Source organism: Ligilactobacillus sp. 110_WCHN (genome assembly GCF_030518115.1).
In the GTDB taxonomy this organism is placed as follows: Bacteria; Bacillota; Bacilli; order Lactobacillales; family Lactobacillaceae; genus Ligilactobacillus; species Ligilactobacillus aviarius_C.
Window position 1 is genome coordinate 1 of record NZ_JAULLI010000025.1, and the last position, 20,158, is coordinate 20,158.

Annotated in this window: 35 protein-coding genes and 1 tRNA gene; 13 read left to right on the forward strand and 23 right to left on the reverse strand. The window is 35.2% G+C overall.

The genetic code is table 11. From position 1 onward, the window contains the following. Positions 1 to 145: 145 nt before the first annotated feature. The 8 genes from Q3C15_RS07695 to Q3C15_RS07730 form a co-directional block, all read right to left on the reverse strand. Positions 146 to 406, reverse strand: a complete 261-nt coding sequence (locus tag Q3C15_RS07695) for a hypothetical protein (RefSeq protein WP_302704845.1) — start codon at positions 404 to 406, stop codon at positions 146 to 148. After that, positions 396 to 863, reverse strand: a complete 468-nt coding sequence (locus Q3C15_RS07700; RefSeq protein WP_302704846.1) for a hypothetical protein — start codon at positions 861 to 863, stop codon at positions 396 to 398. The genes Q3C15_RS07695 and Q3C15_RS07700 overlap by 11 nt, the downstream gene beginning before the upstream one ends. 919 nt (positions 864 to 1,782) lie before the next feature. Further along, entirely contained in the window at positions 1,783 to 2,433 is a 651-nt protein-coding gene (locus Q3C15_RS07705; protein ID WP_302704847.1) for an NUMOD4 domain-containing protein, read from the reverse strand. After that, positions 2,434 to 2,871, reverse strand: a complete 438-nt coding sequence (locus tag Q3C15_RS07710) for a RusA family crossover junction endodeoxyribonuclease (protein WP_302704848.1) — start codon at positions 2,869 to 2,871, stop codon at positions 2,434 to 2,436. It abuts the gene before it with no gap. Further along, complete coding sequence (locus Q3C15_RS07715; protein ID WP_302704849.1) at positions 2,858 to 3,238, reverse strand: hypothetical protein; 381 nt, start codon at positions 3,236 to 3,238, stop codon at positions 2,858 to 2,860. The genes Q3C15_RS07710 and Q3C15_RS07715 overlap by 14 nt, the downstream gene beginning before the upstream one ends. 112 nt (positions 3,239 to 3,350) lie before the next feature. Beyond that, positions 3,351 to 3,533, reverse strand: coding sequence for a hypothetical protein (locus Q3C15_RS07720; protein WP_302704850.1), 183 nt, complete (start codon positions 3,531 to 3,533; stop codon positions 3,351 to 3,353). After that, positions 3,526 to 4,371 carry a DnaD domain protein gene (locus Q3C15_RS07725; protein WP_302704851.1) on the reverse strand — a complete coding sequence of 282 codons (846 nt, stop codon included), beginning with the start codon at positions 4,369 to 4,371 and terminating at the stop codon, positions 3,526 to 3,528. Before Q3C15_RS07725 ends, Q3C15_RS07720 begins: the two co-directional genes overlap by 8 nt. Positions 4,372 to 4,383: 12 nt before the next feature. After that, positions 4,384 to 4,845, reverse strand: a complete 462-nt coding sequence (locus Q3C15_RS07730; protein ID WP_302704852.1) for a single-stranded DNA-binding protein — start codon at positions 4,843 to 4,845, stop codon at positions 4,384 to 4,386. Between the two features lie 51 nt (positions 4,846 to 4,896). Here Q3C15_RS07730 and Q3C15_RS07735 point away from each other — a divergent pair, with 51 nt between their 5' ends. Both Q3C15_RS07735 and Q3C15_RS07740 read left to right on the forward strand, forming a co-directional pair. Then, a complete protein-coding gene (locus Q3C15_RS07735; protein ID WP_302704853.1) occupies positions 4,897 to 5,271 on the forward strand; it encodes a hypothetical protein in 375 nt (124 codons plus the stop codon). Between the two features lie 424 nt (positions 5,272 to 5,695). Beyond that, a complete protein-coding gene (locus Q3C15_RS07740) occupies positions 5,696 to 5,905 on the forward strand; it encodes a hypothetical protein (RefSeq protein WP_302704854.1) in 210 nt (69 codons plus the stop codon). Here the strand turns inward: Q3C15_RS07740 and Q3C15_RS07745 are convergent. The 5 genes from Q3C15_RS07745 to Q3C15_RS07765 all read right to left on the reverse strand — a co-directional run bounded on the left by Q3C15_RS07745 (position 5,902) and on the right by Q3C15_RS07765 (position 7,250). Further along, positions 5,902 to 6,060: a hypothetical protein gene (locus Q3C15_RS07745; RefSeq protein ID WP_302704855.1), complete on the reverse strand. Its 159-nt coding sequence runs from the start codon at positions 6,058 to 6,060 to the stop codon at positions 5,902 to 5,904. The two genes, Q3C15_RS07740 and Q3C15_RS07745, sit on opposite strands and share 4 nt — an antisense overlap. Position 6,061: 1 nt before the next feature. Beyond that, positions 6,062 to 6,301, reverse strand: coding sequence for a hypothetical protein (locus tag Q3C15_RS07750; RefSeq protein ID WP_302704856.1), 240 nt, complete (start codon positions 6,299 to 6,301; stop codon positions 6,062 to 6,064). Between the two features lie 50 nt (positions 6,302 to 6,351). Then, positions 6,352 to 6,549: a hypothetical protein gene (locus Q3C15_RS07755; RefSeq protein WP_302704857.1), complete on the reverse strand. Its 198-nt coding sequence runs from the start codon at positions 6,547 to 6,549 to the stop codon at positions 6,352 to 6,354. Further along, the gene (locus Q3C15_RS07760; RefSeq protein ID WP_302704858.1) at positions 6,546 to 6,740 is read right to left on the reverse strand and encodes a hypothetical protein; all 195 of its coding nucleotides are present in this window, start codon (positions 6,738 to 6,740) and stop codon (positions 6,546 to 6,548) included. The genes Q3C15_RS07755 and Q3C15_RS07760 overlap by 4 nt, the downstream gene beginning before the upstream one ends. Before the next feature lie 189 nt (positions 6,741 to 6,929). Then, positions 6,930 to 7,250 carry a DUF771 domain-containing protein gene (locus tag Q3C15_RS07765; RefSeq protein WP_302704859.1) on the reverse strand — a complete coding sequence of 107 codons (321 nt, stop codon included), beginning with the start codon at positions 7,248 to 7,250 and terminating at the stop codon, positions 6,930 to 6,932. A gap of 57 nt (positions 7,251 to 7,307) precedes the next feature. Between Q3C15_RS07765 and Q3C15_RS07770 the strand changes: the two genes are divergently transcribed. After that, entirely contained in the window at positions 7,308 to 7,511 is a 204-nt protein-coding gene (locus Q3C15_RS07770; RefSeq protein WP_302704860.1) for a hypothetical protein, read from the forward strand. Here the strand turns inward: Q3C15_RS07770 and Q3C15_RS07775 are convergent. Beyond that, positions 7,508 to 7,666, reverse strand: coding sequence for a hypothetical protein (locus tag Q3C15_RS07775; protein WP_302704861.1), 159 nt, complete (start codon positions 7,664 to 7,666; stop codon positions 7,508 to 7,510). The genes Q3C15_RS07770 and Q3C15_RS07775 overlap by 4 nt on opposite strands. 14 nt (positions 7,667 to 7,680) lie before the next feature. After that, the gene (locus Q3C15_RS07780) at positions 7,681 to 8,439 is read right to left on the reverse strand and encodes a phage antirepressor (RefSeq protein WP_302704862.1); all 759 of its coding nucleotides are present in this window, start codon (positions 8,437 to 8,439) and stop codon (positions 7,681 to 7,683) included. Between the two features lie 43 nt (positions 8,440 to 8,482). On the opposite strand from Q3C15_RS07780, the gene Q3C15_RS07785 reads away from it, so the two are divergent. Then, the gene (locus tag Q3C15_RS07785) at positions 8,483 to 9,154 is read left to right on the forward strand and encodes a hypothetical protein (protein ID WP_302704863.1); all 672 of its coding nucleotides are present in this window, start codon (positions 8,483 to 8,485) and stop codon (positions 9,152 to 9,154) included. Here Q3C15_RS07785 and Q3C15_RS07790 read toward each other — a convergent pair. Beyond that, complete coding sequence (locus Q3C15_RS07790; RefSeq protein ID WP_302704864.1) at positions 9,123 to 9,353, reverse strand: hypothetical protein; 231 nt, start codon at positions 9,351 to 9,353, stop codon at positions 9,123 to 9,125. The two genes, Q3C15_RS07785 and Q3C15_RS07790, sit on opposite strands and share 32 nt — an antisense overlap. A gap of 169 nt (positions 9,354 to 9,522) precedes the next feature. Further along, positions 9,523 to 9,762 (reverse strand): DUF739 family protein, encoded by a 240-nt coding sequence (locus Q3C15_RS07795; protein ID WP_302704866.1) that lies wholly within the window; start codon positions 9,760 to 9,762, stop codon positions 9,523 to 9,525. A 154-nt stretch (positions 9,763 to 9,916) separates the two neighbouring features. Between Q3C15_RS07795 and Q3C15_RS07800 the strand changes: the two genes are divergently transcribed. Beyond that, a complete protein-coding gene (locus Q3C15_RS07800; protein ID WP_302704867.1) occupies positions 9,917 to 10,621 on the forward strand; it encodes a LexA family transcriptional regulator in 705 nt (234 codons plus the stop codon). A 10-nt stretch (positions 10,622 to 10,631) separates the two neighbouring features. On the opposite strand, the gene Q3C15_RS07805 is transcribed toward Q3C15_RS07800, so the two are convergent. Next, positions 10,632 to 10,889, reverse strand: a complete 258-nt coding sequence (locus tag Q3C15_RS07805) for a hypothetical protein (RefSeq protein ID WP_302704869.1) — start codon at positions 10,887 to 10,889, stop codon at positions 10,632 to 10,634. Between the two features lie 85 nt (positions 10,890 to 10,974). Between Q3C15_RS07805 and Q3C15_RS07810 the strand changes: the two genes are divergently transcribed. From Q3C15_RS07810 to Q3C15_RS07820, 3 genes are all read left to right on the forward strand, one after another. Continuing rightward, on the forward strand, positions 10,975 to 11,673 hold the full coding sequence (locus tag Q3C15_RS07810; protein WP_302704870.1) for a hypothetical protein: 699 nt from the start codon (positions 10,975 to 10,977) through the stop codon (positions 11,671 to 11,673). A 76-nt stretch (positions 11,674 to 11,749) separates the two neighbouring features. Further along, on the forward strand, positions 11,750 to 12,496 hold the full coding sequence (locus tag Q3C15_RS07815) for a hypothetical protein (RefSeq protein ID WP_302704871.1): 747 nt from the start codon (positions 11,750 to 11,752) through the stop codon (positions 12,494 to 12,496). Positions 12,497 to 12,617: 121 nt separating this feature from the next. Further along, positions 12,618 to 13,745 (forward strand): site-specific integrase, encoded by a 1,128-nt coding sequence (locus tag Q3C15_RS07820; protein ID WP_302704872.1) that lies wholly within the window; start codon positions 12,618 to 12,620, stop codon positions 13,743 to 13,745. Positions 13,746 to 13,826: 81 nt separating this feature from the next. Here the strand turns inward: Q3C15_RS07820 and Q3C15_RS07825 are convergent. The 5 genes from Q3C15_RS07825 to Q3C15_RS07845 form a co-directional block, all read right to left on the reverse strand. Further along, a tRNA-Ser gene (locus Q3C15_RS07825) sits at positions 13,827 to 13,918 on the reverse strand. Between the two features lie 115 nt (positions 13,919 to 14,033). Beyond that, positions 14,034 to 15,422 (reverse strand): amino acid permease, encoded by a 1,389-nt coding sequence (locus tag Q3C15_RS07830; protein WP_302704873.1) that lies wholly within the window; start codon positions 15,420 to 15,422, stop codon positions 14,034 to 14,036. Positions 15,423 to 15,655: 233 nt separating this feature from the next. Next, the gene (locus tag Q3C15_RS07835) at positions 15,656 to 15,913 is read right to left on the reverse strand and encodes a hypothetical protein (protein ID WP_204779695.1); all 258 of its coding nucleotides are present in this window, start codon (positions 15,911 to 15,913) and stop codon (positions 15,656 to 15,658) included. 256 nt (positions 15,914 to 16,169) lie between these two features. Continuing rightward, positions 16,170 to 17,351, reverse strand: coding sequence for a site-specific integrase (locus Q3C15_RS07840; RefSeq protein WP_302704874.1), 1,182 nt, complete (start codon positions 17,349 to 17,351; stop codon positions 16,170 to 16,172). Between the two features lie 277 nt (positions 17,352 to 17,628). After that, the gene (locus Q3C15_RS07845; RefSeq protein ID WP_283580603.1) at positions 17,629 to 18,183 is read right to left on the reverse strand and encodes a helix-turn-helix transcriptional regulator; all 555 of its coding nucleotides are present in this window, start codon (positions 18,181 to 18,183) and stop codon (positions 17,629 to 17,631) included. A gap of 138 nt (positions 18,184 to 18,321) precedes the next feature. On the opposite strand from Q3C15_RS07845, the gene Q3C15_RS07850 reads away from it, so the two are divergent. The 5 genes from Q3C15_RS07850 to Q3C15_RS07870 are packed head-to-tail and all read left to right on the forward strand — an operon-like array spanning position 18,322 to position 19,844. After that, a complete protein-coding gene (locus tag Q3C15_RS07850; RefSeq protein ID WP_064208711.1) occupies positions 18,322 to 18,531 on the forward strand; it encodes a helix-turn-helix transcriptional regulator in 210 nt (69 codons plus the stop codon). A gap of 16 nt (positions 18,532 to 18,547) precedes the next feature. Beyond that, a complete protein-coding gene (locus tag Q3C15_RS07855; protein WP_283580604.1) occupies positions 18,548 to 19,195 on the forward strand; it encodes a Rha family transcriptional regulator in 648 nt (215 codons plus the stop codon). A 21-nt stretch (positions 19,196 to 19,216) separates the two neighbouring features. Further along, entirely contained in the window at positions 19,217 to 19,405 is a 189-nt protein-coding gene (locus Q3C15_RS07860) for a hypothetical protein (RefSeq protein WP_064208709.1), read from the forward strand. 4 nt (positions 19,406 to 19,409) lie between these two features. Continuing rightward, the gene (locus Q3C15_RS07865) at positions 19,410 to 19,565 is read left to right on the forward strand and encodes a hypothetical protein (protein ID WP_155728806.1); all 156 of its coding nucleotides are present in this window, start codon (positions 19,410 to 19,412) and stop codon (positions 19,563 to 19,565) included. A gap of 3 nt (positions 19,566 to 19,568) precedes the next feature. Continuing rightward, positions 19,569 to 19,844 (forward strand): AlpA family transcriptional regulator, encoded by a 276-nt coding sequence (locus Q3C15_RS07870; protein ID WP_283580605.1) that lies wholly within the window; start codon positions 19,569 to 19,571, stop codon positions 19,842 to 19,844. Positions 19,845 to 20,158 lie beyond the last annotated feature (314 nt).

Below are 20,158 nucleotides of genomic sequence, written 5' to 3' on the forward strand. Positions count from 1 at the left end.
TCGACATTCCGTACGATTATCAAGTGCTACAGTTCCCCAAAATACGGAATTAAAAACCATTATTGAACTCTCCGTTTTTGCACAACCCTCATAATTCGAGTTATCTAATTTCACAATTCTCCTCCAACGATTATTCATTTACTCTTTAACCTCTTTCGTCAAAATATTTCTCAATGTAATCAATAGCCTTTCCGAGATTAGCCATGCTAATCTTTGGATAAGTCATAATTGGCGCAAAAACGTCTCCTTTCTTTTTTACGAATTGCATTCTCAAACTAAAGTTTGAATTGGTAATTAATAATTGAGTTAGTTTACTGTCATCAATATCTCGCATTTCATGAACGTGAATATCTTTGCAATCAAAAACTTTGTTAAGATTGTCCTCTAGTTTTCTCTTATTCGGCATCGTACACTTCCTCCAATTCTGCCTTATCCCAATCAATTGCAATGTCATCTCGCTTTTTGAGCTCTTCAATTTGTTTTTCAGTGAACTCTTGCTTTGCATATTCATTGCTGAAATATGGAGCGTCAAAACGATAGTCAAAGCCAAGATAACGTGCTTCAAAGGGACTAGAATCTTTTTCTTTTAAGACTTCCACTGTGTATCTTTTAGCGTTTTCTTCCAACAATTCCTTTCCCCGTTTATAAAAATTAAGCAACAAATTATTTTCTAACATCCATTCAAGATATTCGCTGGGATCACAAAAGACGTGAAATTCATTTGTTCTACAATCCTTAAACCAGCACACCGTTTCCTTTTCAACTTTTAAAACTAAGCTGTCAAGAACCACAGCGACTTCAATGTGATATTTTTCGCCTTGAAATTCTTGTTGCAATTGATTTGCAATTTCTTGCTTTTCCATGTTTATTCTCCATTCATATCAGTTTCTGTTAGCTAACAAAGCTCTGATAGGGAATCGAACCCTAATTAACCATTCAGAGCATAACGTCCACCGCTCCAAGGCAGACGTCCAATGACAAATGTTTCGGATGCATTGGTTGTTTAAAAACGTAATTTTATTTTTTGTATGGCTTGAACTCCAGCATCCATTGTTCTTGCCAAAGGCTTGCCAGCCGATGAAAGCTGACAAGTCGAAAAAGACAAATAGGTTAGTATGAATAGGTTCCAGGAATTGCTCCCTGGAATAACCTGCTAGCCTTTGACAACTAGCAGGCTCTCGTATCATTTTGAAAGTTTATTAAATTGTCGCTTGAGTGCTGATTAATATTGAATAAGAGTTGCTTTTTCACTTCACTTTCGATTTTTAAATTTCATTTCTTGCAGACTATTCGCACTCCTAAACATTCTGCCGGCTTAAAGGTTGATGACCCAATATCCGTTGTGGGATGCAATAAGAATGAGCAACAGGAGAGTTTCATCTCTCTTCTGTTTTATTTTTGTGTGGTGCATCCCCAACCACGATGTATTAGACTGGCGTGTTTTTTTTAGCAGGCACACCATGGCCTGCAATGATCTAGTAGCCTTTGACAACTACTAGATTGGAGTATTTTTAAAAGGTTGAGATACGAGTGAAAGACTTTTTCTGGAGATGATTCATCTCCTAAAATTAAATTTCGCAACCTAGTATCTCAGTAGGTCGCAAAGCCCTGCCGGAGACTCGAACTCCGCAACACCCATTAACAGGACTCTGCCAGATTGATTAACCGTACATGTATATCTCTGTTTCAAAAACCAAATAAGAGGAGTAATAACAATTATTCGCCGTTCTGACAGGTACAGCTATGATCCAACAGCCTTTGACAGCTGTTAAATCTAGTGCATTAAAAAACTGTTTTAATAAATTTGTAGTGAGCAGCAACAAAGCTGTCGTTCTTAGCTAAGACATCAACCGGAATGGTATACCAATCTTTGCCATATTTGTGAACAACATGATCCAAGAACCTATCGATTTCTTTGTGAATCATTTCAGTACGTGATTTATCACGTGTTACAAATGTTTCATCAGCTGATAATCGTTGAACCTTGATTCCTTGCTCCTTCAAAATGTTTTGTAGTTTTTCCAATGTAGGATGACTTTGAATTTGATATTTTTTGCAAATATCAGCTAAGAACGGATACATTGTTTGTTCACCATTCGGTTCAGTGACAACATAAACCGTACCGGCGCGCGGTGATCTAACTGCACGATTCTGGCGACACCATTCAACGTTATCAACACAATTGTTGTAAATATCACCGTCTTTGTTGCGAGCAAATGAAAGATCATACGGATTAGGGATAAATGCTTGGGCAACTAACAGTGGCACTCTCAGCTTTCGCACTTTATGGTTTTTCAATTTAAACGCAGCGGCCATTTTACCGTTTGATACAACTTGACGAACTTCTTTCTTAGTTTTTGCATCCCTTACATTTCCCATGTTGCTGACTTCATATCCGGGCATTTTCTTAATTACTTTCCATTCTTCAATCACTTAGTACGCCTCCGTTTCCATGATCGTGATTTCAATTCGTGGTTTATCGCTATATCGTTTGTGAGCAAATATATCAGTAATCAATGCGTCATCTTTCCAAACAATACCGTTCATTCCGTCTAAAAAGCTTTTAATATAGTTATCACAATCAGGTTTAACGATTGGTAATACTGTGCCACGAATACGCCTTGCTTTTTCTTTTTTACTGATCTTTTCTTGAACCGGTCTAAAGAACCAAACATCGACCGTCAATGGTTTGCCTTCATAGCGGACGCATCCCGTTTCCTTCATCATTTGATGAGCAAGTCTGCCAATTCTCCGTTTGAATACTTTGACCGCTTTCGAATCATACATGATGACCTTGTCCCGCAGTCTGCGTGCGCGTGGCCTGATTTGTTGGACTGGTTCAATATCAAACACGAATTTAATAATCAACATCTCCTAATTCTTCTTCAACTTGGAGTACACAAACGATGTTGTCCCAGTCGATATAATCAACGTTCTTTTTTAAAGTGTCGATTTCACTTTGAGTAAATAAACTATATTCTTCAAACATGTCTGCATTTCGTGTATCAATCAGGTCTACATCAGAAGGATCTCTTTCAATATCTGCAACGATGACCTTCTCGTTCTTACCTGCATAATTTGCAAACAATCGATACCGTGATTTCTTTTCTTTTACGACACCTTCTAAGTACATGCGAACTGCCGTTAAATCATTTTCAGATAACTGACTTACTGGACGGCTTAAAAATTTAATTGCTGTTTGAATTTTTTCTTCTGCTGTTGTTGGGTATGCTTCCATTTGTCATTCTCCTTTATCGCTCGTTAATTTCATATGTGAGCGATTTTTATTTTAATTGAGTATAATTACTCTTATTTTTGCTTAAATGCGTTCTAAAGCTCTTATATGTGCTTTATTCAACCCGAGTATATGAGCGAATCAAATTCCGTTGTCTTGTGGATGCATATTCAATCAAGAGTGCCGCATCCGCAATCAAATCTCCTAAGCACTTAATCTTGCTCATGTCATCTGGAACTTTCTTAACACGCTTTAAATTCAACTGAATCTCAGCTGTACATTTCTCAAGGTTATCCATGCTGTTCATCCTTGCTATTAGTTTTTTTATTAATTTTATCGATGAGGTTTTTAATATCGGCATTATCTTTATTATTTGATTTTGGCGTTTGTTGATTATTCCAATCGGGAATCTTTTCTTCAACAGGTTTTCGTCCATAATTCTTGCGACTATACCTTGCTTGAATCTCACATTGGTGTTGCCGATCATTTGCTTGAATATCAGACAGAGATTTAATATTTTTCTCTTTCCATGAATTTAAAACCGATCTAGCGTATTTCCATTTGTTTCTCGCTTGAGCACCAATTGCATTTTTTAAAGCTTCAACAATAATTTTTCCTGCTTCATTTGCATTTATTTTGTTCCAGTCCTCAATTTCATATCGGATTTCATCTCTAATAAACGGGCTAATCATGCCGATATTATTTTCATAGAATTCTTCGACATAACACCCTAACTTATTCTTACTTGTATTATTAATACTTGTAATATTCTCTTTACAGTCTGGCGGTATAGGGGTATTACAGTCCACTGTGGTAGGGGTATTACAGTCCGGCGGTATAGGGGTACCAGTATCTATCGAAATAACTCTTTTTTCGATTTGCTTCGTTCCTTCTTTGTAAATATTCTCCTTTTTGATGAAACCTTTATGGACTAGCAGATTAAGATAATCGGTTATCGTTGTTGCAGATTTAACACCTAACTGTTCCATAAAATATTTATTTGTTGCCCAACAATATCCTTTTTGATTTGATAAATTTGCGATATGTCCGTAAAGCAAAATTGATTTCGGATATTTCAACAAATCTTTATCATATAGAACCTTTGCAGGGATAACTGCGTAATAACTACCGTTCATTGCTCACACCTCCTAAAACGGTAAGTCATCATATCCAATGTCAGGAGCGCCATTTCCGAATGGATCGTTGCTCTGATTATTGAATTGGTTATTATTCACATTTTGCCGATTTTGATAACCGTTGTTTTGGTTAGTTTGTTGACTTGGACCTTGTTGTTTCTTCTCTAACAAAGTGAAGTGTTCAACGTTGATTTCGCATGCAAAGCGTTTCTGACCGTTCTTGTCTTCAAATGTACGAGTAGCAACCATTCCGGTAACGCCAATCAGCGAACCTTTGTGAGTGTAATTGGCTAAGTTTTCTGCATTCTTACCCCAAATCACGCACCGTGGGAAATCAGTAATTTTATTGCCATTGTTATCTTTGAAGTTCCGATCAACCGCTAGTGAGAACGTAGCGACCGCCTTACCTGATTGTGTATACTTCAAATCAGGATCTTTTGTCATTCTGCCGGTTAGTGCAACTGTATTAATCATTCTGCTTGCATCCTTTCTTTTCTGATAAAATATCTTCTTGGAGGTGTTACTATGGAGACTTTGCGTAAAGAGCGAAAAACGCTCAGACAATTAATTCGAATTGCTAAGAAACATAATGGATACGTTCCCTTTGAACTTGTTCCTCAATATCCCGAAAACAACTACTACATTAAAAAGTTACGAAATGAGCATCTTATCGTTCTAGGGTCAATGCAGGGGAAAACAAATTCCATGGGAATCATTATTTACGATTCCTATTACATAACCGATGACGGTTTGCATTTCTTCGAGCATCGTTGGGAAAGTTTTAAAAGTATCTTGTTTCGTAGCATTCTCATTCCAATCATCGTTGCATTTTTAACTGCATTAGTTACACAGCATTTCGCTCCTTGGATCTGGCATTCTATTTCCAAAATGCTTGGATAATAAGTGAAGCTATCACTGAAACAATCACTGGAATTAAGATGTCCCATGTAAAACTGAAATTTAATTCATCAAGCTTCTCTTTGAAGCTTTTTTTGTTTTTCAAAACGTTTCCCCTTTCTAATCTTTTCTTTTTTTCCAGAAAAATTCACTATTAACGGCAAATATGAAGTGAAATTTATTGGAAATAACACCATTGACATTAAAGCTAGTGACATAATAGCGGTAAATTTTAAATAGTTTCATAGGCTTTTAGAAGTGCTGCAAGTGCCAATGCATTAACAGCACTTCTTTTTTTATTAGAAAAATCAAGAATAAATTTCCTGACTGTCGTTTTCATCACTGCATCCATCTTTAATCCCCTCTCTAATTTTTAGTACCAATCTAATAAAATTTAACTATCTCCTTTTGAAAGGAGGTGACAATATTGAATGATGAAAAATTTGAATCTTTATTCAACGATGTTGTTAGTAACCTTTCAAGTGAGCTAAATTCGGAACAATCGAAAAAGGAAATTAAAGATGAGCTTGATTTAGCCAATACCAAAAGCGAATTTGTGAGTGCTAAAATATCAAACTATTATTCTCGGAGATTGATCCACGATGTCTTGAAAGCAATGTTCGTCAATAAAAATTAGAATCTAAAATCATCTATGAAATATTCTTCTACGGATTTTTCAAAACTTTCTTTTTTTGAACATTCACTAAGTTGCTTTACAGATTTTTTGTCGTTTTCAACATTCAAAACAATTTTCGTTTTGGGCCGCTTTAGCGGTCTTTTTTTATCTTTCATTTCAAAATCCTTTCTTTTTGGAACAAAATTGATTTATAATCTTTTTCTTAACAGAATGAAGCATGACAAACCATATAATCACTAGAACAACTAATAACACTGTTCCTGTTCCTAAAAGGAATAGTGTTATTTTGTTTCGCCATATCAACCACGCTATAAAAAAGATTAATTCGATAACGCCTTGAACCGTCATTGCTACCGCTAAACAGCCAATGCTCGTGGTCATCTCACTTTTTTTCATATTCTTCTCCTATCTAATCAATGAATAAATCTGAAGCATCCTATCTAGTCTTAATGACTATGAAAATAGTTCTCAGTATAATTACCGCTGGCATCAAAATTAGGTAACAAAGCATTATTTTTATAATGTTTAATCACAAGTTCATGAATTTCTTCATAGTTAGCAAGTGTGCAGTTATTATCTGCTAACACTTGAATGACTGAGTTTGCAATTCTTTCTTGTGCCATTTGACTTAATACGTGTTTCATAAGCATCCTTTCTTCTGGCTCATTGCAATTGAAAGAAATGGTTCATCTTCCACCGCAATTAATGTTCTTAGCAACAAGCGTTGTTTATGCTTGTTTAACTTGCCGATTATCTTGCTTAACCCGTCTTGAAAATACTGTTTTTGCAGGTCGATTGGCATGAACTCGCTTAAGCGGCTTTGCGTCTTTTCCATATGTTTCAAACCACCCTTCCATATATGCTTTATAAGTCCAATGAGCTAGATATATCGCAATCGCAGTCAATGGAATCCATGGCGAAATCAAAATTCCATTGCTGAATGCCATAAGCATGATTGTGATTAGGATGCACTCAGCAGTGATCCAGTTTAATTTGTACAAAAGTTTCTTCATCGTTATCTCCTCTATATCTTTGAATCCCAATTAATTCGTCTGCGATTCTCTTCCATCCATTCACTTGCGGGCTTGGCGAAAATAATTTGTTTTCTCCCACGTCCGCCTTTTGGATTAATGACCCAACCATAATTGCGATAATCAATCTCATCGCTGAATTTCAAGAAGATGAATCTTCTGACCCATTCTGCTGACTTATTCGCACAACAATTTTTGCGAAATTCATCAATCGTCCATGTCTTCCCGTCGAGTGATTCATCAACCATGGAATCAATCGAACTTTGAATCATGGTTTTAATTTGCTTTTCAGGAAGTTCAAAGGTTAATGACATTTAAGACATCCCTTTCTGATATAATTTGTTTATCTCCTTACGAAAGGAGGTGAGATTATGAGCAAAAATGACAAAGAGCTTGCTGTCGAATTAACATGTAGTTATTTGAATGCTTTGTCGAGTTTAAAAAAAGATACGCAAGCCGTCCCAAATGGTATGAATGGTTTAAACGGTGGTGGAAGCATATTTAAGACAATTCAGACCAAAGATGTTAATAACATGGTCGATATTTTTTACTCTCATCTCAAAAATATGAATTAATTTTCATTGCCAAGAAGAGCCGATAATTTTGTCGGTTCTTCTTTTTTTGCGACAAAAATATTTGCTACTGTGTTGTTGAGAGGTAAATTTTGAATGAATTTTTTTAGTATTTCTGCTGGTACTTCATAAGTTACTTGTACAGTGTATTTATCCATTGCAATCTTCCTTTCTAAGCTTCCATTTCTAAGAACTTATTAACGAAATATTGTTGTCCTTTGCCTGTTACTTTCGGTGTCTTAGTAATGACGTTCACTCCATTGCCATTGATATGCGATGATTCTTTGATTTCAAATAATCCCATTTCCATACTGCGTTGAGTTGGTGAGTTATAATCTGAACCACGGCGTGAAATCAAATAATGATTTTTTCGCAACCATTTGAATAATCGCCGTGCACCAATCTCAATTCCGTTTTGGCGTAAGATTTTAGCAAGATCACCAACTAAAATTGACGTATCGCTTTCGGTGATTGCATCCGCAAATAATGCTTTAGGCTTCATTTCAGCAATTTGAATATCTTTTTGTTGTAATTGATCAGCTGCTTGTTGTAGCAAATCGATTAAACCGTTTTTGTTATGAACAACATCAAATGCTTTCTGGTCTGTCATATAAGCACCGTGTTTGCGAATTGCAGGAAGAACTTCACTTGTCACCCAATGTTTGAATTGTTTTGCACTTGGAAGTTTGGAACTGATAATTAATGAGTAGAGACCTGATTCATTGATGACAGTCAACTTTTGCTTTCCTCCAAGGGTGTCACATTTTGTTACCCCCTTATCTTCATCATCAACATGATCTTTCAATGCTTTTCTCGAATTCTTATATCCAAGAATTTCAGCAACATCCTTACCCACAAAGTAAGGTTCATTATCGATTGTTAATGCTCGTACTTGAGCACCATTAAAATTAAAGTTTTGTAGTTGATTCATTACGATCTTCCTTTCTGATAAAATACCTTTCGGAGGTGTTTAAATGAGTTTTAATATTAATAATCCGTGGACTTTTTGGTTTGGTGTTATCGTTGTCGCAGCGTGGGCAGGAGTTAATATCTGGATTGCATATCAAAGTTTTAAAATAAAGAAACGTCAAAATGAACTCCAAGATAAATTACTCGATAATCAAATGAAACAAGCTGACCTACAAGCCCAAACTCAAAAAAGTATTAATGAGCAAAATAATGAAATTCAAAAACTTATCGAAAACAATAAACGTGATGAATTTATTGAAAATCACAAACACGAAATTGAAATGAAACGTTTCAACCAAACCACCAAAATTTACTCGTCACTTATCAGTAACATCGAGAATGCTCTGAGCGATTTTGCGCACCAAGTTCAACTTGAATGCTCGCCATTAACTGCCGAAAATTATTTAAATCATCAATTCTCTGATGAATGGCAAAAAGCAAAAATAAATTTAGTAACATATTTGCCTAGTGCTCTCAAAATAATTAGCGCTTTTGAAAATGACATTACTCACAAAGATTTAATTCAGTCGACTCTAGGAAACATTGATCCCTTAACTTCCGAAACCTTTCAACTAATTCTTAGTAAAAGAATTGCTGAATTAGTTGCTGATATTAGACAAGCCATTCTAGAAATCCAAATTGGCACTAATAGCCAACAAAGTGGAACATGTTCATAAGAAATGCTTCAACAAATACGGATACACCAATCAAAATTTTGTATTTGAGCCATGTTTTTTCATATGGCTCTTTTTTTCTGCCGTGTTCATACATCTTGTCCATTGCAGAGCCTAAGATTGCACTTACAGGAAGTGTGCAAATAAATGACCAAAGAATTTGATTAACTAATGTAAATGGGTTAAATGGTAATTGATGCATTTAAAACTCCTTTCTAACCTTTCGTACTAATCAAATGAAAAATAGCGTATCCTAGCCATACTCCAAATGCGGTAGCTAACGCTATCAAGGCTAACCAAGCTATGATTATCAGAATAAAGCCAATCACGTCTAAGATATTTCTGATTTTGTCTCGCATATTGAATCCTTTCTAACTATGTACAGTTTTCTGTACATTAAGTTTAAAAAAATAACTACCGATTTCAGTAGGTGTGATATGCAACAGTTCTGCAATTCGTTTGATTTCCTTTTGAGTAAATCCATTATGACCGTTAAGTTTGATATTCAAAGCAGTTCTACTCATAGGAACATCTTTCGCTAACTGACTTTGAGAATATCGCATTTCTCTCATACGATTTTCCAACAACGAATAATCGTACTTTCTCTCCAAAACATTCCCTCCTTTCTGTTCGGTTAACCGAACAACTATATGTTATATCCTTTGTTAATCTCTGTCAACAGTTTTTGTACATTTTTTTGAACAAAAATATTTAAAAGTGTGATTCATTGTGATAAAATCAACATTGTGAAAGGTGTTAAGAAAAATGAACAGTAATTTTAAAGACAGATTAAAAGAGGCTCTTGATAGGAGCGGAATGTCACAGTCCGAACTCTCAAGGAGAGCTCATATAGGAAGAAATTCAATTTCAGATTACCTGAAAGGAAAATACGAAGCTAAACAAGACAAAATTTATTCTTTAGCAAAAGCTTTGAATGTTAGTGAAGCATGGTTAATGGGATATGACGTCGATGATCATGTCAAAGACATTCTCCCTATTTACAACCAATTGGATGCATCCCGTCAGCACAAAGTTTATACATATGCTCAAACACAACTAAATGAGCAAAACAACATTAATGATGAAAATACTACATATATCACCACAGGACGTTCAACTGCTGCCGGTTTGCCAATTGACGGCGACAGCGAAGATGCTTTGCAACAACAATTAGTTGTCAGTCGTGATGAAATCCCCCGCGGTGCTGATGAAGTGATTACTATTGCTGGTGATTCCATGGAACCTGATTTACCTAAAGGCTCAAAGCAGTTCGTTCATCACCAGCCTGTTCCTGATTACGACGGACAAATCGTTGTTGTAACTATAAGAGATGAAGGAGTTACTTGTAAGAAACTTTATCGTGAGAATGGCAAAATTAAATTGGTTTCAATCAACGAAAAGTATGACCCAATGATTTATCCTGCTGATGAGATTAAAGTGATTGGAAAGGTTATAAAAAATAGTCGATAGCATGTATCGACTATTGAATCGTTTTCTGAAATTCAGTTTTAGCTTTATCTGATAGTTTAAATGCATGGATATATTCCCCATCAGATAAATCTATTAGCGCCCCACCTTTTATTAGGTGTTTAATATCTGAAACTGTTAATTCTATTGGATCATAATTACCGTACATCATTGCTGCATCCCCGACAGAATAAACATTATCATCTAATTTATCTACTTTATGCAGATAACTGTGTGATACTACATCATAATCATTGTTAGGAGTGGTCATTATATCACCTCAATTAAAAGAGAAAGAATTACGAAAAAATAAAAGAAAAGAATTCCAAGACCGCTTATTGTGGGCTCTCAACGACTTGAAAAGCGATGCTGAAAGATATGATAGTGGAGAATTTTCAGCGATTAATCGTTCAAGCGTGACTCTTCGAACTCTATTTTATAACTCTAATTGTATTTTAAAACAATTAGGAATTGCAAGAAAGATTGAATTACCTTCTTTTACTCCTAAATTTACAGAACATGATTGCATAAATTATGGAGCTTTGGTATTCACACGCCTTCCTAGATATTCTAAAACTATGAAATACTTTGATACCATGTTATTTAATCCTAATGTTAGATATCATAAAATGAAGTTTAATCGTTGGCTCAGACAACCAATTCTTAGATATTCTTATACAGATTTATCGCGAGAAAATCTCATACGTTTTATGGCTAATGAAGACGGAGGAGCTCATGTCGATCATAAAATCAATAAGTTTTTTAAAAATTTAAGAGATGGAGATTCTTCATTCAGAATTATTACTACTGACATTAACGATGAAACATTTAAAAACATTGTTGGCGGATTTAACAATCATAAGGATATCTTCCCAACATATATTAACTGGGGGTTAACAAGACAAATAGTTCATGAAACCTTACTTGCTTTTGATGAGAAATTTAATTTGAACTATAACCCTGATTTGGAAAGAAATTTTAATAAAAGACTCAATAAATTCATTTTTAATTTTAATGTATCTGATCCGAATTTGCGTGAAGAAACTAAAAAATAGTTTTTTGTCCAAACCTTGATGACGTTAAAAGCTAGCAAAAAGGTGTAAGAATCATTTATATTTTCGGAGGCCTTGTATGAACAAGAAAGACAAAAAAATGCTATTTCAAATAGCTGCAATCATTATTGCTTTAATTCTTGGTTGCATTTTCTACAAACAACGTGTAGAAATCATCACTATTTTATTTGCAATCATTGGATTAGCTAATGGACTTTCAGGGATGATTTTTGGAGCCGTTCTTGGATTAATAGCTAGTTTCAATGCCATTGTTCTCGGAATTGTTTCTATCATTGTGATTTATTTAATCATTGATAAATACAAACCAGTAGATAAAGTTAAGAAACTAGCTTATGGCTCTATGATTCTTGCTTTAATTATTGGATTTGGAGGTGTTATGTATCAAAACCATGCCGAACACCAAGAACAAGTCGCAAAGTATCGTCAAACTCACCCCACTGTTATCTCTCAAAAGAATGTAAAACAACGTGTTGAGACTCAATTTGATGATGATAACGTGGGTGCAAAGGTTGAAGTTACTGGATACGATTATTCAACAGGCGGTTCAGTCATCGTAAAATTAAACGATAGCGTTCTTTCAGTTGATAAATCGGATATTGACCAAGCTATTGCAAGTGTATGTAAGGCTCTTTCTAAAATGAATTACAAAAAATATGACGGCGTCAATATCAAAGTTGAAGCTGAAAACAACGATGATTATTCAACTGTTGGATATGCGCATGTAGATAAAAATAATATTCCAAAAGTTTCAAAATCAAATGTCGCTAAATACGTGACAGATTATCAAAATAACGGAAACGAATAATAATCTTATATAAAACAAAACCACTATTCCTCCCTCGCCAAAGTTTAGAGTAGTGGTTCGTATCAAAGCATTATAGGGATATTACACCCTTTTTTGATTATAACATAAAGGAGATGACATTTTGGCAAGTATTAGAAAACGTGGGAATTATTGGCAAGCAAAGGTTTATTATTATGACAATAACCATAAAAGACATTCTAAAAGTTTATCTGGGTTTAGTACTAAGCGCGAAGCAAGTGAATGGGCAACAGAAATGCAGAATGACCTAAACAATGGACGACCAATCATCAATGCTGATACTCCGTTTGATAAGTATTTTTGGAATTGGTTTGAATTGTTTAAAGAGATGAACGTTAGCGAAAGAACAAAACTAACATATAAACAAGCATACAACGTTTTGCATAATTATCTCCAGGATCCAATCGGTGCAATTGACCGTAAAAGGTATCGAATCTTCCTGAATGAATATGGCAAAAATCATGCTAAATCGACTGTTAGCAAGTATCATTCGCTCTATCACGCTTGTGTAAAGGAGGCAATTTATGACGGCGATATAAAACGCGATTTTATTGATGGCGTGAGTTTAGTCTTTGATAAAAATAAAACTCGGAAAGTGGATTATTTGAATATCGATGAATTACAACACCTATGCAATTACTTAATTGGAAATTTAAATCCTAAGCATACATCCAGCTATATGATTTTAACGGCAATCTATACTGGTGCACGTTTAGGTGAAATTCAAGCATTAACCTGGAAAGATATTAATTTTATATTCAAAACTATCACAATCAATAAGGCATGGTATGAAACATATCGCAGATTTAAACCCACTAAGAATGAATCGAGTAATCGAATCATTCGAGTTAATCAAAGATTGTTAGACATTTTAGCAGAACTAAAACCCAATGGATACGATATGGTTTTCGCTAATAATCGTGGCCAAGTACCCACTTCCAATGGTGTAAATCACGTTCTCAAGAAAGCTTTATCCGAATTAAATATAAATAAACAAGGATTTCATTTTCATAGTCTCAGACATACTCATGTGGCTTATTTATTATCAGAAGGAATTGATATCTATGCAATTGCGAAAAGATTAGGTCATTCGGACGTGACAACCACTACTCGAACCTACTCATACTTGATTGACGAATTTAAAACTCGAACTGATGATTTGGTATCAAATAGTTTAGAAAAACTGGGAGAGTGTTCTCAAAGTGTTCTCAAAAATTCTCAAAACATGTAAAAACATATGGTTTATAAAAAATAAAAACGCCCATTTCAAGGCGTTTCTAGCAGTTCTAATAAACCATATGACTCATAAAAAAGGAGGATGGGAGATTCGAACTCCCGCGCCGAGTTGCCCCGACCTGACGGTTTTCAAGACCGTTCCCTTCAGCCAGACTTGGGTAATCCTCCATGTCTTTCAAACAACAGTATTAAGTTTATTAAATCTGATTCGGTTTGTCAACAACTTTTTTCAAAATTTTTTGTGGTAAAATAAAAAGACTGCTCTTCAGCAGTCTTTTAAGTTCTATTTATTTGGATTCCTTAATCCATGACGGCAAATGTAAACAACCGTCAAGATAATCAAGAGCACTGCTCCCACAGATACTGAGATCCGCGTGTCCGGATTAATGAACATAAAGATTACAATAATCAACATTGAGATCAATGCAAGGTAATTTGAAAGTGGATATAATGGTAACTTAAACGGATGGTCCTTCATAATATCTGGACTATTCTTTCGAAACCGCAATTCAGCAAGTAAAATTACTAACCACGGAACCATTCCGGGAAGAACACTTGAACTAAAAATAATTACAAAAAGGTTTGCCGTTGACTTGTTCAAAGTTGCCATGATTGTGTTTAACACGAATCCGAGTAAAATTCCACCTGAAATTGCTAAAATTGCAAGATTTGGCACTTTCCGCTTTGATAATTTACCTAGTACCTTTGGCGCATCACCTTCATGGGCTAACTTAAATAACATCCGACTTGAACTATAAATTCCAGAGTTCGCCCCTGACATTGCGGCTGTTAATACAACAAAGTTAATGATTCCGGCAGCACTCGTAATTCCAATCTTCGCAAAGGTTTCAACGAATGGTGATCCGATCGAACCTAACTTATTCCACGGATAAATCGTAACAATCACAAAAATTGCGCCAACATAGAAAATTAAGATTCGCCAGATAACCGATTTAACTGACTTAACAATTGCCTTTTGCGGCTCCTTGGCTTCACCAGCCGAAATTCCAAGTAACTCGATTCCCTGGTACGAACCAACAACGATTGCCAGGGCAAACATAAATCCTTTAAATCCACCCGTAAAGAAACCGCCATTGCTCCACAAGTTATGGAGCCCAATCGGAATTCCGTGATGACCAATTCCAAAGACAATGATCAAAAGGCCCAGAATAATCATTAAAATAATGGTTACAACTTTAATCATTGAGAAATAAAATTCCAATGTCCCGTATGTTTTAGCTGAAACCAAATTGGCTAAAGTAAGGAAAGCAATGACAACCAACCCGGCAATCCAGTCTGGCAAATGCGGCCACCAGTAATTTAAGTATTCCGTCGCCGCAACTACTTCACTCATTCCAACAATGATATATTCAATTACGTTTGACCACTCTGCCAAATAACCGGCAAGCGGATGAACATATTCCGTTGCAAAGCTTGCAAATGATCCGGTCCCCGGGTTAACATATAACATTTCCCCTAAGGCCCGCATGATAACGTATAACAATACCCCCACCAGGGCATAGGCTAAAATAACTGACGGTCCCGTCCACTTGATCGTTGAAGTTGAACCCATAAACAATCCAACCCCAATGGCCCCACCTAATGAAATCATTTCAAGTTGGCCAGCAGACATGGAACGTTTTAACTTAATGTTTTTATCCTTTGACTCCATTTTGCTACTCCTTACTTTATCAAAACTAATAACTATAGTATACCGTATAACTAAATTTAAGACACCATTTATTTTTCAATTAGTTTTCATTATTAGATTTTCATTTACGTTCCATTTATAAAAATTTAATTCGGCTATTATCTAAAAGATTAGAATTGGACTCTTTTCAAAACCAAAATTGCACACAATCTTTAATTAAAACAAAAATGGTCGAGAAAAATCTCGACCATTTTTTACGCCTGATCCCACATATGACGTAATCGTAATCCATCTTCGCTTATTTTTCCTGTTGAATCAGTTGCATTGGCAATTTCATATGTGAATCGATTCCATAGTTCTTGATACTCATCTTCCGAACCGCTTCGCCATACTTGTTGACTTCCATCATAATCTGCTAACTTCGGTCCAAGAATGCCATAAATTCCCGGATATTGTTTTTTTAGAAAATCCAGATCATCATTTTTAAATACTAAACATTTTAATTCAGCCATTTTTAACCCTCCGATACATTAAACCAACCGACAAAAAACTCCGCCTCATTATTGAAGCGAAGAATCATCAATTTTTATCTTTTTAGGCTTATAGTTAAGCCTTTATTCATCATCTATTCTTATGATAGATTCATTTTAATTGAAATTCAAATAAAATGACTTAAAAAAGGAGCTGTGACTTACGCCGCAGCTTCTTTAAATCCCCATTTTAAAGGTTCTTGTCCATGTTAGATAAATCATAAAGACGCTCAGGCCTTTATTTATAGGCTTTCTTTAATGGTTGCATTCTCTCGGGGTCTCTCTTAGGGTCTCCATTGAGGTAATTAGCAAACTGCTCCCCGGTGTCAATATCCTTTCTTGTTACGTGAGCATAGATATTCAAAGTTGTATCAACGTTGGAATGACCTAATCGGGCTTGAACCTCTTTTATCGGCATCCCACTTTCAAGTAATAGGGATGCGTGAGTGTGCCGAAAACCGTGTAATTTAATTGGTTTAAGTCCGGATGCCTTACAGATTGCAATACACCATTTTCTAACAACACTATCAGCAATAGTTTTATTCTTCCTGTTAGAAAATACAAGCTGATGATTTTGTTGCGTTCCGATTAACTTTGATTGCTCTGCTTTCCATTCTTTCAAAACGCTCATTGTTTCTTTATCAATCGAAATCACTCGGTTACTAGCTTTTGTTTTCGTTGATTGAATTGTTTGAGCGCCCTTTTCAATATGAGCGGTCGTTTTATTGATACTAATAGCATCCGTGATAAAACTTACATCATTCCACGTTAAGGCAAGCTGCTCGCCTACCCTCATCCCACTACATGCAAGCAACCGAAAGAAAGCATATAGCTTAATTGGTGCTTTCTTAGCTGTATCAAGGAATTGGTTTAATTCATCTCTTGAGTAAAACTTGCGAGTGTTTGTTTTGCTCTTTCCTCGGTACTTAGGTTTAATAACGTCATTCATCGGGTTAGTATCAATAATGCCTAATCGCCTTGCATAATCTAGAATGCGGAACATGTAGCTATAATAATGCGATATAGACGCAGGGTTGGTTTTGAAAATCTTATTTATTGCCGTTTGACAATCTCTAAGCGTTATCTTGTCTACAAAGTAATCGCCGATTAAAGGCAGTATATTTAATTCGATATTATGCTTTGCATAGTAAAAGGTTGAATGCTTTACGGTGTTTTCGTATTGCTGTATCCATTCTTCATAAACCTCTTTGAACTTCATTTTGATATTCTCATGAAAGTATTGCCCCGTTGATACCTCATAATCAATCTTGCGTAATTCTTGCTTTGCATCCTCTAATCTTTTAAAACCTTTGCGCTTGATATAACGCTTTTTGCCCGTTTTCTTGTCTACTCCCGCATAGTAACGAAAACTATAACAGGTCTCATCATCCTTATTCTGATACTTAACAATCTTAGTCATTTCTTGAAATTCCTTTCTTGGTTTGCCCGCCTTTATAATTCCAAGAACTAAAAAAGATAAGTGTATGAAAATGTTAGAACAAGACCCGTTAAAAAACTTTACAAAATTGGACAAAATGGGGGCTTTTTTAATTGATAAAAGCGCCATTAAACAGCTATATATCAACGTTTCAAGGAGTTTTATAAAAATTTGATTATCCACCTATATGGAATAGCGCTTTGTGTTGCAGAAAATATTCTTTAAGTTGAGAGTCGAGATATTAAAAATGTTAACTAGATTATTCGAACGAGTCAAACGGAGTAAAGCCGTCTCTAACTAAGATGTCAAAGATACTATGCAGTGTTTTTAGTGTTCGCTCATCGCCATTCATACCATCTAAAAGCATCGTAAAGAATTGACTTAAATCACTATTAATTTTATAAATTTTATAATCATCAATAGAGTTCAGTATATCTTTATAATGTTTAATTTCCTCGGGAGTATATAAATATCCTTCGATTAATTCATTAAACATTGTATATAGTAGCATTAAGTTTTTCTCTCGCCTAAAAGCCTTAAATTCTTTTCTTGGTACATCGTCTTGACTATCGAAGTTACTTGAAAAAGATTCATAATTTTCAAAGGCTTGTGGATCTCGTATATTGCTAGTTCCTTGAATGTAACTAACTGGAACATTAAAAAAGTTTGCTAATTTTATCCACGTTTCAAGTTTAGGCGTCCTTTCGCCTCGTTCGTAAAAAGAAATGCTTTGAAAAGATACCCCGATTTTCTTTGCAAGTTCTCTTTGTGATAATCCTTTCTGTTTTCGTAGTTCCTGTATTCTATTTTTCATTTATGTACCTCGTTTCTGCTACAAATTTAGCACATTTTTAGGTTAAAATTCAACTTATGTTGACAATTCTACAAAAGTAGACTAACATATCTTTTATCTACAAAAGTAGAATTTGTGATTGGAGGGAGCTTTGTTATTGTGAAACTAACAAATTCTCAAATTCTAGCTCTTAAACGTAAACGTGGAGAGCTAAATATTTCAGTATTAGAAATGGCAAAAGAGACCGGTGTAAGTCGCTGGACGCTAGACAAGATTTTTAAAGGCGAAAAAACAAACGTTTATAAATCAACCTTTGATAAATTGAATTGTTGGCTTATATCTCAATTAGACGTACTCAAGGAACAGTAAAAGAAGGATGCAAGCAATGAACGAATTAGTATTTAAAACTACCGCATTAAGTACCGCTGAACCATATACAACAAGCGAAGTTATTGCGGAATATAGCGAGAACAGCCACCACGCTATTAAATGTCTTATTGAAAATCATTTAACGGAAATTTCAAAACTTGGAAAAACGTCATTTGAAATGACGAAATTAAAACAGGGAAAAGGTCGTAAAGCAAAGGTTTACCACCTAAATGAACAACAAGCGACTTTCTTAATTACTTTGCTGAAAAATACGCCGAATGTAGTTGCTTTTAAATTTGAATTAACGAAGCAATTCTATGCCACACGTAAAGAATTGCAACAACGCCATTCATTACGGCTTGAAGATAAGCGCAAACGTAAAACTTTAACGGATGCAATCAAAGAATGGAGCTTAAAAGATAAGTACCCGCATCCGTATTCGATGCTTACTAATCTGCTTTGTAAAACAGCAACCGGCTTGACCTGTAAGCAATTAAAAGAGCGTTATGGCGTGGATGCATCCATTACCGAACTCATGACGGTTGAAGAATTAGGAAACTACCAACAAGCAGAAAATAAAGTAATTGCAATGCTATCGCTTAACGCCGATTACCAACAAATTAAAGCATTACTAAGCGGTGGAACTTTACAAGTAGCAATTTAAGAAGCAAAGGAGAATTACACTATGAACAAAAAACAAAAACAATTATTTGAAATGCTGATTGACTTGAAAGACTTTGAACAATTAATCGGACAAGCAAAAAACGAGAACGAAAAAATTGAAGTGATTAATAAAATGCTGCTAGCCATGTTTGGCGAACCACATTACATTGATAGGATGCTCAAAATTGTAACAAACGAAAGCGAGGAATAAAGAAATGAAGAAGATTGCTATTGATGATTTTTTGAAGAGTATGGCGCCGGTGTTTAGAGATAACGCCAAGCGTAACCCCGAATGGTATCAAGAACAGATTAATCACATTCAAGATAAACGCCTTAAAAGCGCCCTTGCCAGTTATTTAAAGGAGGCTTAAACCATGTTTCAAATTGTATTAGATCAGACGCAAAAGGAAGAATTAGGCAAAGATATTTATACGACTGTAACGGATGCAATCGAAAAGGCACGGCAAGAAGAACAACATGCCAAGCCTTACCTAAATAAAAAAGAAATGGCAAAATGGCTAGGAGTTTCAACAGATACCGTTTATAGGTTTATTCGCAATGGTCTGCCGGTTGCAGACGTTGACGGGATGCAATTAATCGGCAAAGAAACTGCAATTAACTTTTTAAAAGAACATGAAAAATTAATCTAAATAAAAAAGCCGTTGAGGGAAGCAACGACTTTCAAACAAATTAAAAACAAAAGCAATAATAAAGGCTTGCCCGCCTCTATAATTCCAAGAATTAAAAAATTGCTTTATGCGTATATCATAACATAGCAAAACCAGAAAGGACGGTTTTTGAATGATTGAAGATTTAGAAAAATTGGTTGGTAATTGTTTCTGTATTGAACAAGCATCTTTTATTGAAACGCTGTTTGTCGTAATTGCCTTTGTTGCATCCTGTTACGCAATCTTTAAAGGCTATGGCGTTGTCGCCCTGCTTACTTGGTATTTAACAAGATACA

Excerpts from the sequence above, each read along its gene's own strand:
- Q3C15_RS07710 (WP_302704848.1), bottom strand. The coding sequence starts at position 2,871 with ATGTTGATTATTAAATTCGTGTTTGATATTGAACCAGTCCAACAAATC.
- Q3C15_RS07700 (WP_302704846.1), bottom strand. The coding sequence starts at position 863 with ATGGAAAAGCAAGAAATTGCAAATCAATTGCAACAAGAATTTCAAGGC.
- Q3C15_RS07860 (WP_064208709.1), top strand. The coding sequence starts at position 19,217 with ATGAACAAAAAACAAAAACAATTATTTGAAATGCTGATTGACTTGAAA.
- Q3C15_RS07745 (WP_302704855.1), bottom strand. The coding sequence starts at position 6,060 with ATGAAAGATAAAAAAAGACCGCTAAAGCGGCCCAAAACGAAAATTGTT.
- Q3C15_RS07870 (WP_283580605.1), top strand. The coding sequence starts at position 19,569 with ATGTTTCAAATTGTATTAGATCAGACGCAAAAGGAAGAATTAGGCAAA.
- Q3C15_RS07855 (WP_283580604.1), top strand. The coding sequence starts at position 18,548 with ATGAACGAATTAGTATTTAAAACTACCGCATTAAGTACCGCTGAACCA.
- Q3C15_RS07735 (WP_302704853.1), top strand. The coding sequence starts at position 4,897 with ATGGAGACTTTGCGTAAAGAGCGAAAAACGCTCAGACAATTAATTCGA.
- Q3C15_RS07695 (WP_302704845.1), bottom strand. The coding sequence starts at position 406 with ATGCCGAATAAGAGAAAACTAGAGGACAATCTTAACAAAGTTTTTGAT.
- Q3C15_RS07845 (WP_283580603.1), bottom strand. The coding sequence starts at position 18,183 with ATGAAAAATAGAATACAGGAACTACGAAAACAGAAAGGATTATCACAA.
- Q3C15_RS07815 (WP_302704871.1), top strand. The coding sequence starts at position 11,750 with ATGAACAAGAAAGACAAAAAAATGCTATTTCAAATAGCTGCAATCATT.
- Q3C15_RS07715 (WP_302704849.1), bottom strand. The coding sequence starts at position 3,238 with ATGGAAGCATACCCAACAACAGCAGAAGAAAAAATTCAAACAGCAATT.
- Q3C15_RS07775 (WP_302704861.1), bottom strand. The coding sequence starts at position 7,666 with ATGGATAAATACACTGTACAAGTAACTTATGAAGTACCAGCAGAAATA.
- Q3C15_RS07865 (WP_155728806.1), top strand. The coding sequence starts at position 19,410 with ATGAAGAAGATTGCTATTGATGATTTTTTGAAGAGTATGGCGCCGGTG.
- Q3C15_RS07755 (WP_302704857.1), bottom strand. The coding sequence starts at position 6,549 with ATGAAACACGTATTAAGTCAAATGGCACAAGAAAGAATTGCAAACTCA.
- Q3C15_RS07760 (WP_302704858.1), bottom strand. The coding sequence starts at position 6,740 with ATGGAAAAGACGCAAAGCCGCTTAAGCGAGTTCATGCCAATCGACCTG.
- Q3C15_RS07840 (WP_302704874.1), bottom strand. The coding sequence starts at position 17,351 with ATGACTAAGATTGTTAAGTATCAGAATAAGGATGATGAGACCTGTTAT.
- Q3C15_RS07790 (WP_302704864.1), bottom strand. The coding sequence starts at position 9,353 with ATGCATCAATTACCATTTAACCCATTTACATTAGTTAATCAAATTCTT.
- Q3C15_RS07805 (WP_302704869.1), bottom strand. The coding sequence starts at position 10,889 with ATGACCACTCCTAACAATGATTATGATGTAGTATCACACAGTTATCTG.
- Q3C15_RS07835 (WP_204779695.1), bottom strand. The coding sequence starts at position 15,913 with ATGGCTGAATTAAAATGTTTAGTATTTAAAAATGATGATCTGGATTTT.
- Q3C15_RS07785 (WP_302704863.1), top strand. The coding sequence starts at position 8,483 with ATGAGTTTTAATATTAATAATCCGTGGACTTTTTGGTTTGGTGTTATC.
- Q3C15_RS07765 (WP_302704859.1), bottom strand. The coding sequence starts at position 7,250 with ATGTCATTAACCTTTGAACTTCCTGAAAAGCAAATTAAAACCATGATT.
- Q3C15_RS07750 (WP_302704856.1), bottom strand. The coding sequence starts at position 6,301 with ATGAAAAAAAGTGAGATGACCACGAGCATTGGCTGTTTAGCGGTAGCA.
- Q3C15_RS07800 (WP_302704867.1), top strand. The coding sequence starts at position 9,917 with ATGAACAGTAATTTTAAAGACAGATTAAAAGAGGCTCTTGATAGGAGC.
- Q3C15_RS07770 (WP_302704860.1), top strand. The coding sequence starts at position 7,308 with ATGAGCAAAAATGACAAAGAGCTTGCTGTCGAATTAACATGTAGTTAT.
- Q3C15_RS07720 (WP_302704850.1), bottom strand. The coding sequence starts at position 3,533 with ATGGATAACCTTGAGAAATGTACAGCTGAGATTCAGTTGAATTTAAAG.
- Q3C15_RS07780 (WP_302704862.1), bottom strand. The coding sequence starts at position 8,439 with ATGAATCAACTACAAAACTTTAATTTTAATGGTGCTCAAGTACGAGCA.
- Q3C15_RS07725 (WP_302704851.1), bottom strand. The coding sequence starts at position 4,371 with ATGAACGGTAGTTATTACGCAGTTATCCCTGCAAAGGTTCTATATGAT.
- Q3C15_RS07830 (WP_302704873.1), bottom strand. The coding sequence starts at position 15,422 with ATGGAGTCAAAGGATAAAAACATTAAGTTAAAACGTTCCATGTCTGCT.
- Q3C15_RS07730 (WP_302704852.1), bottom strand. The coding sequence starts at position 4,845 with ATGATTAATACAGTTGCACTAACCGGCAGAATGACAAAAGATCCTGAT.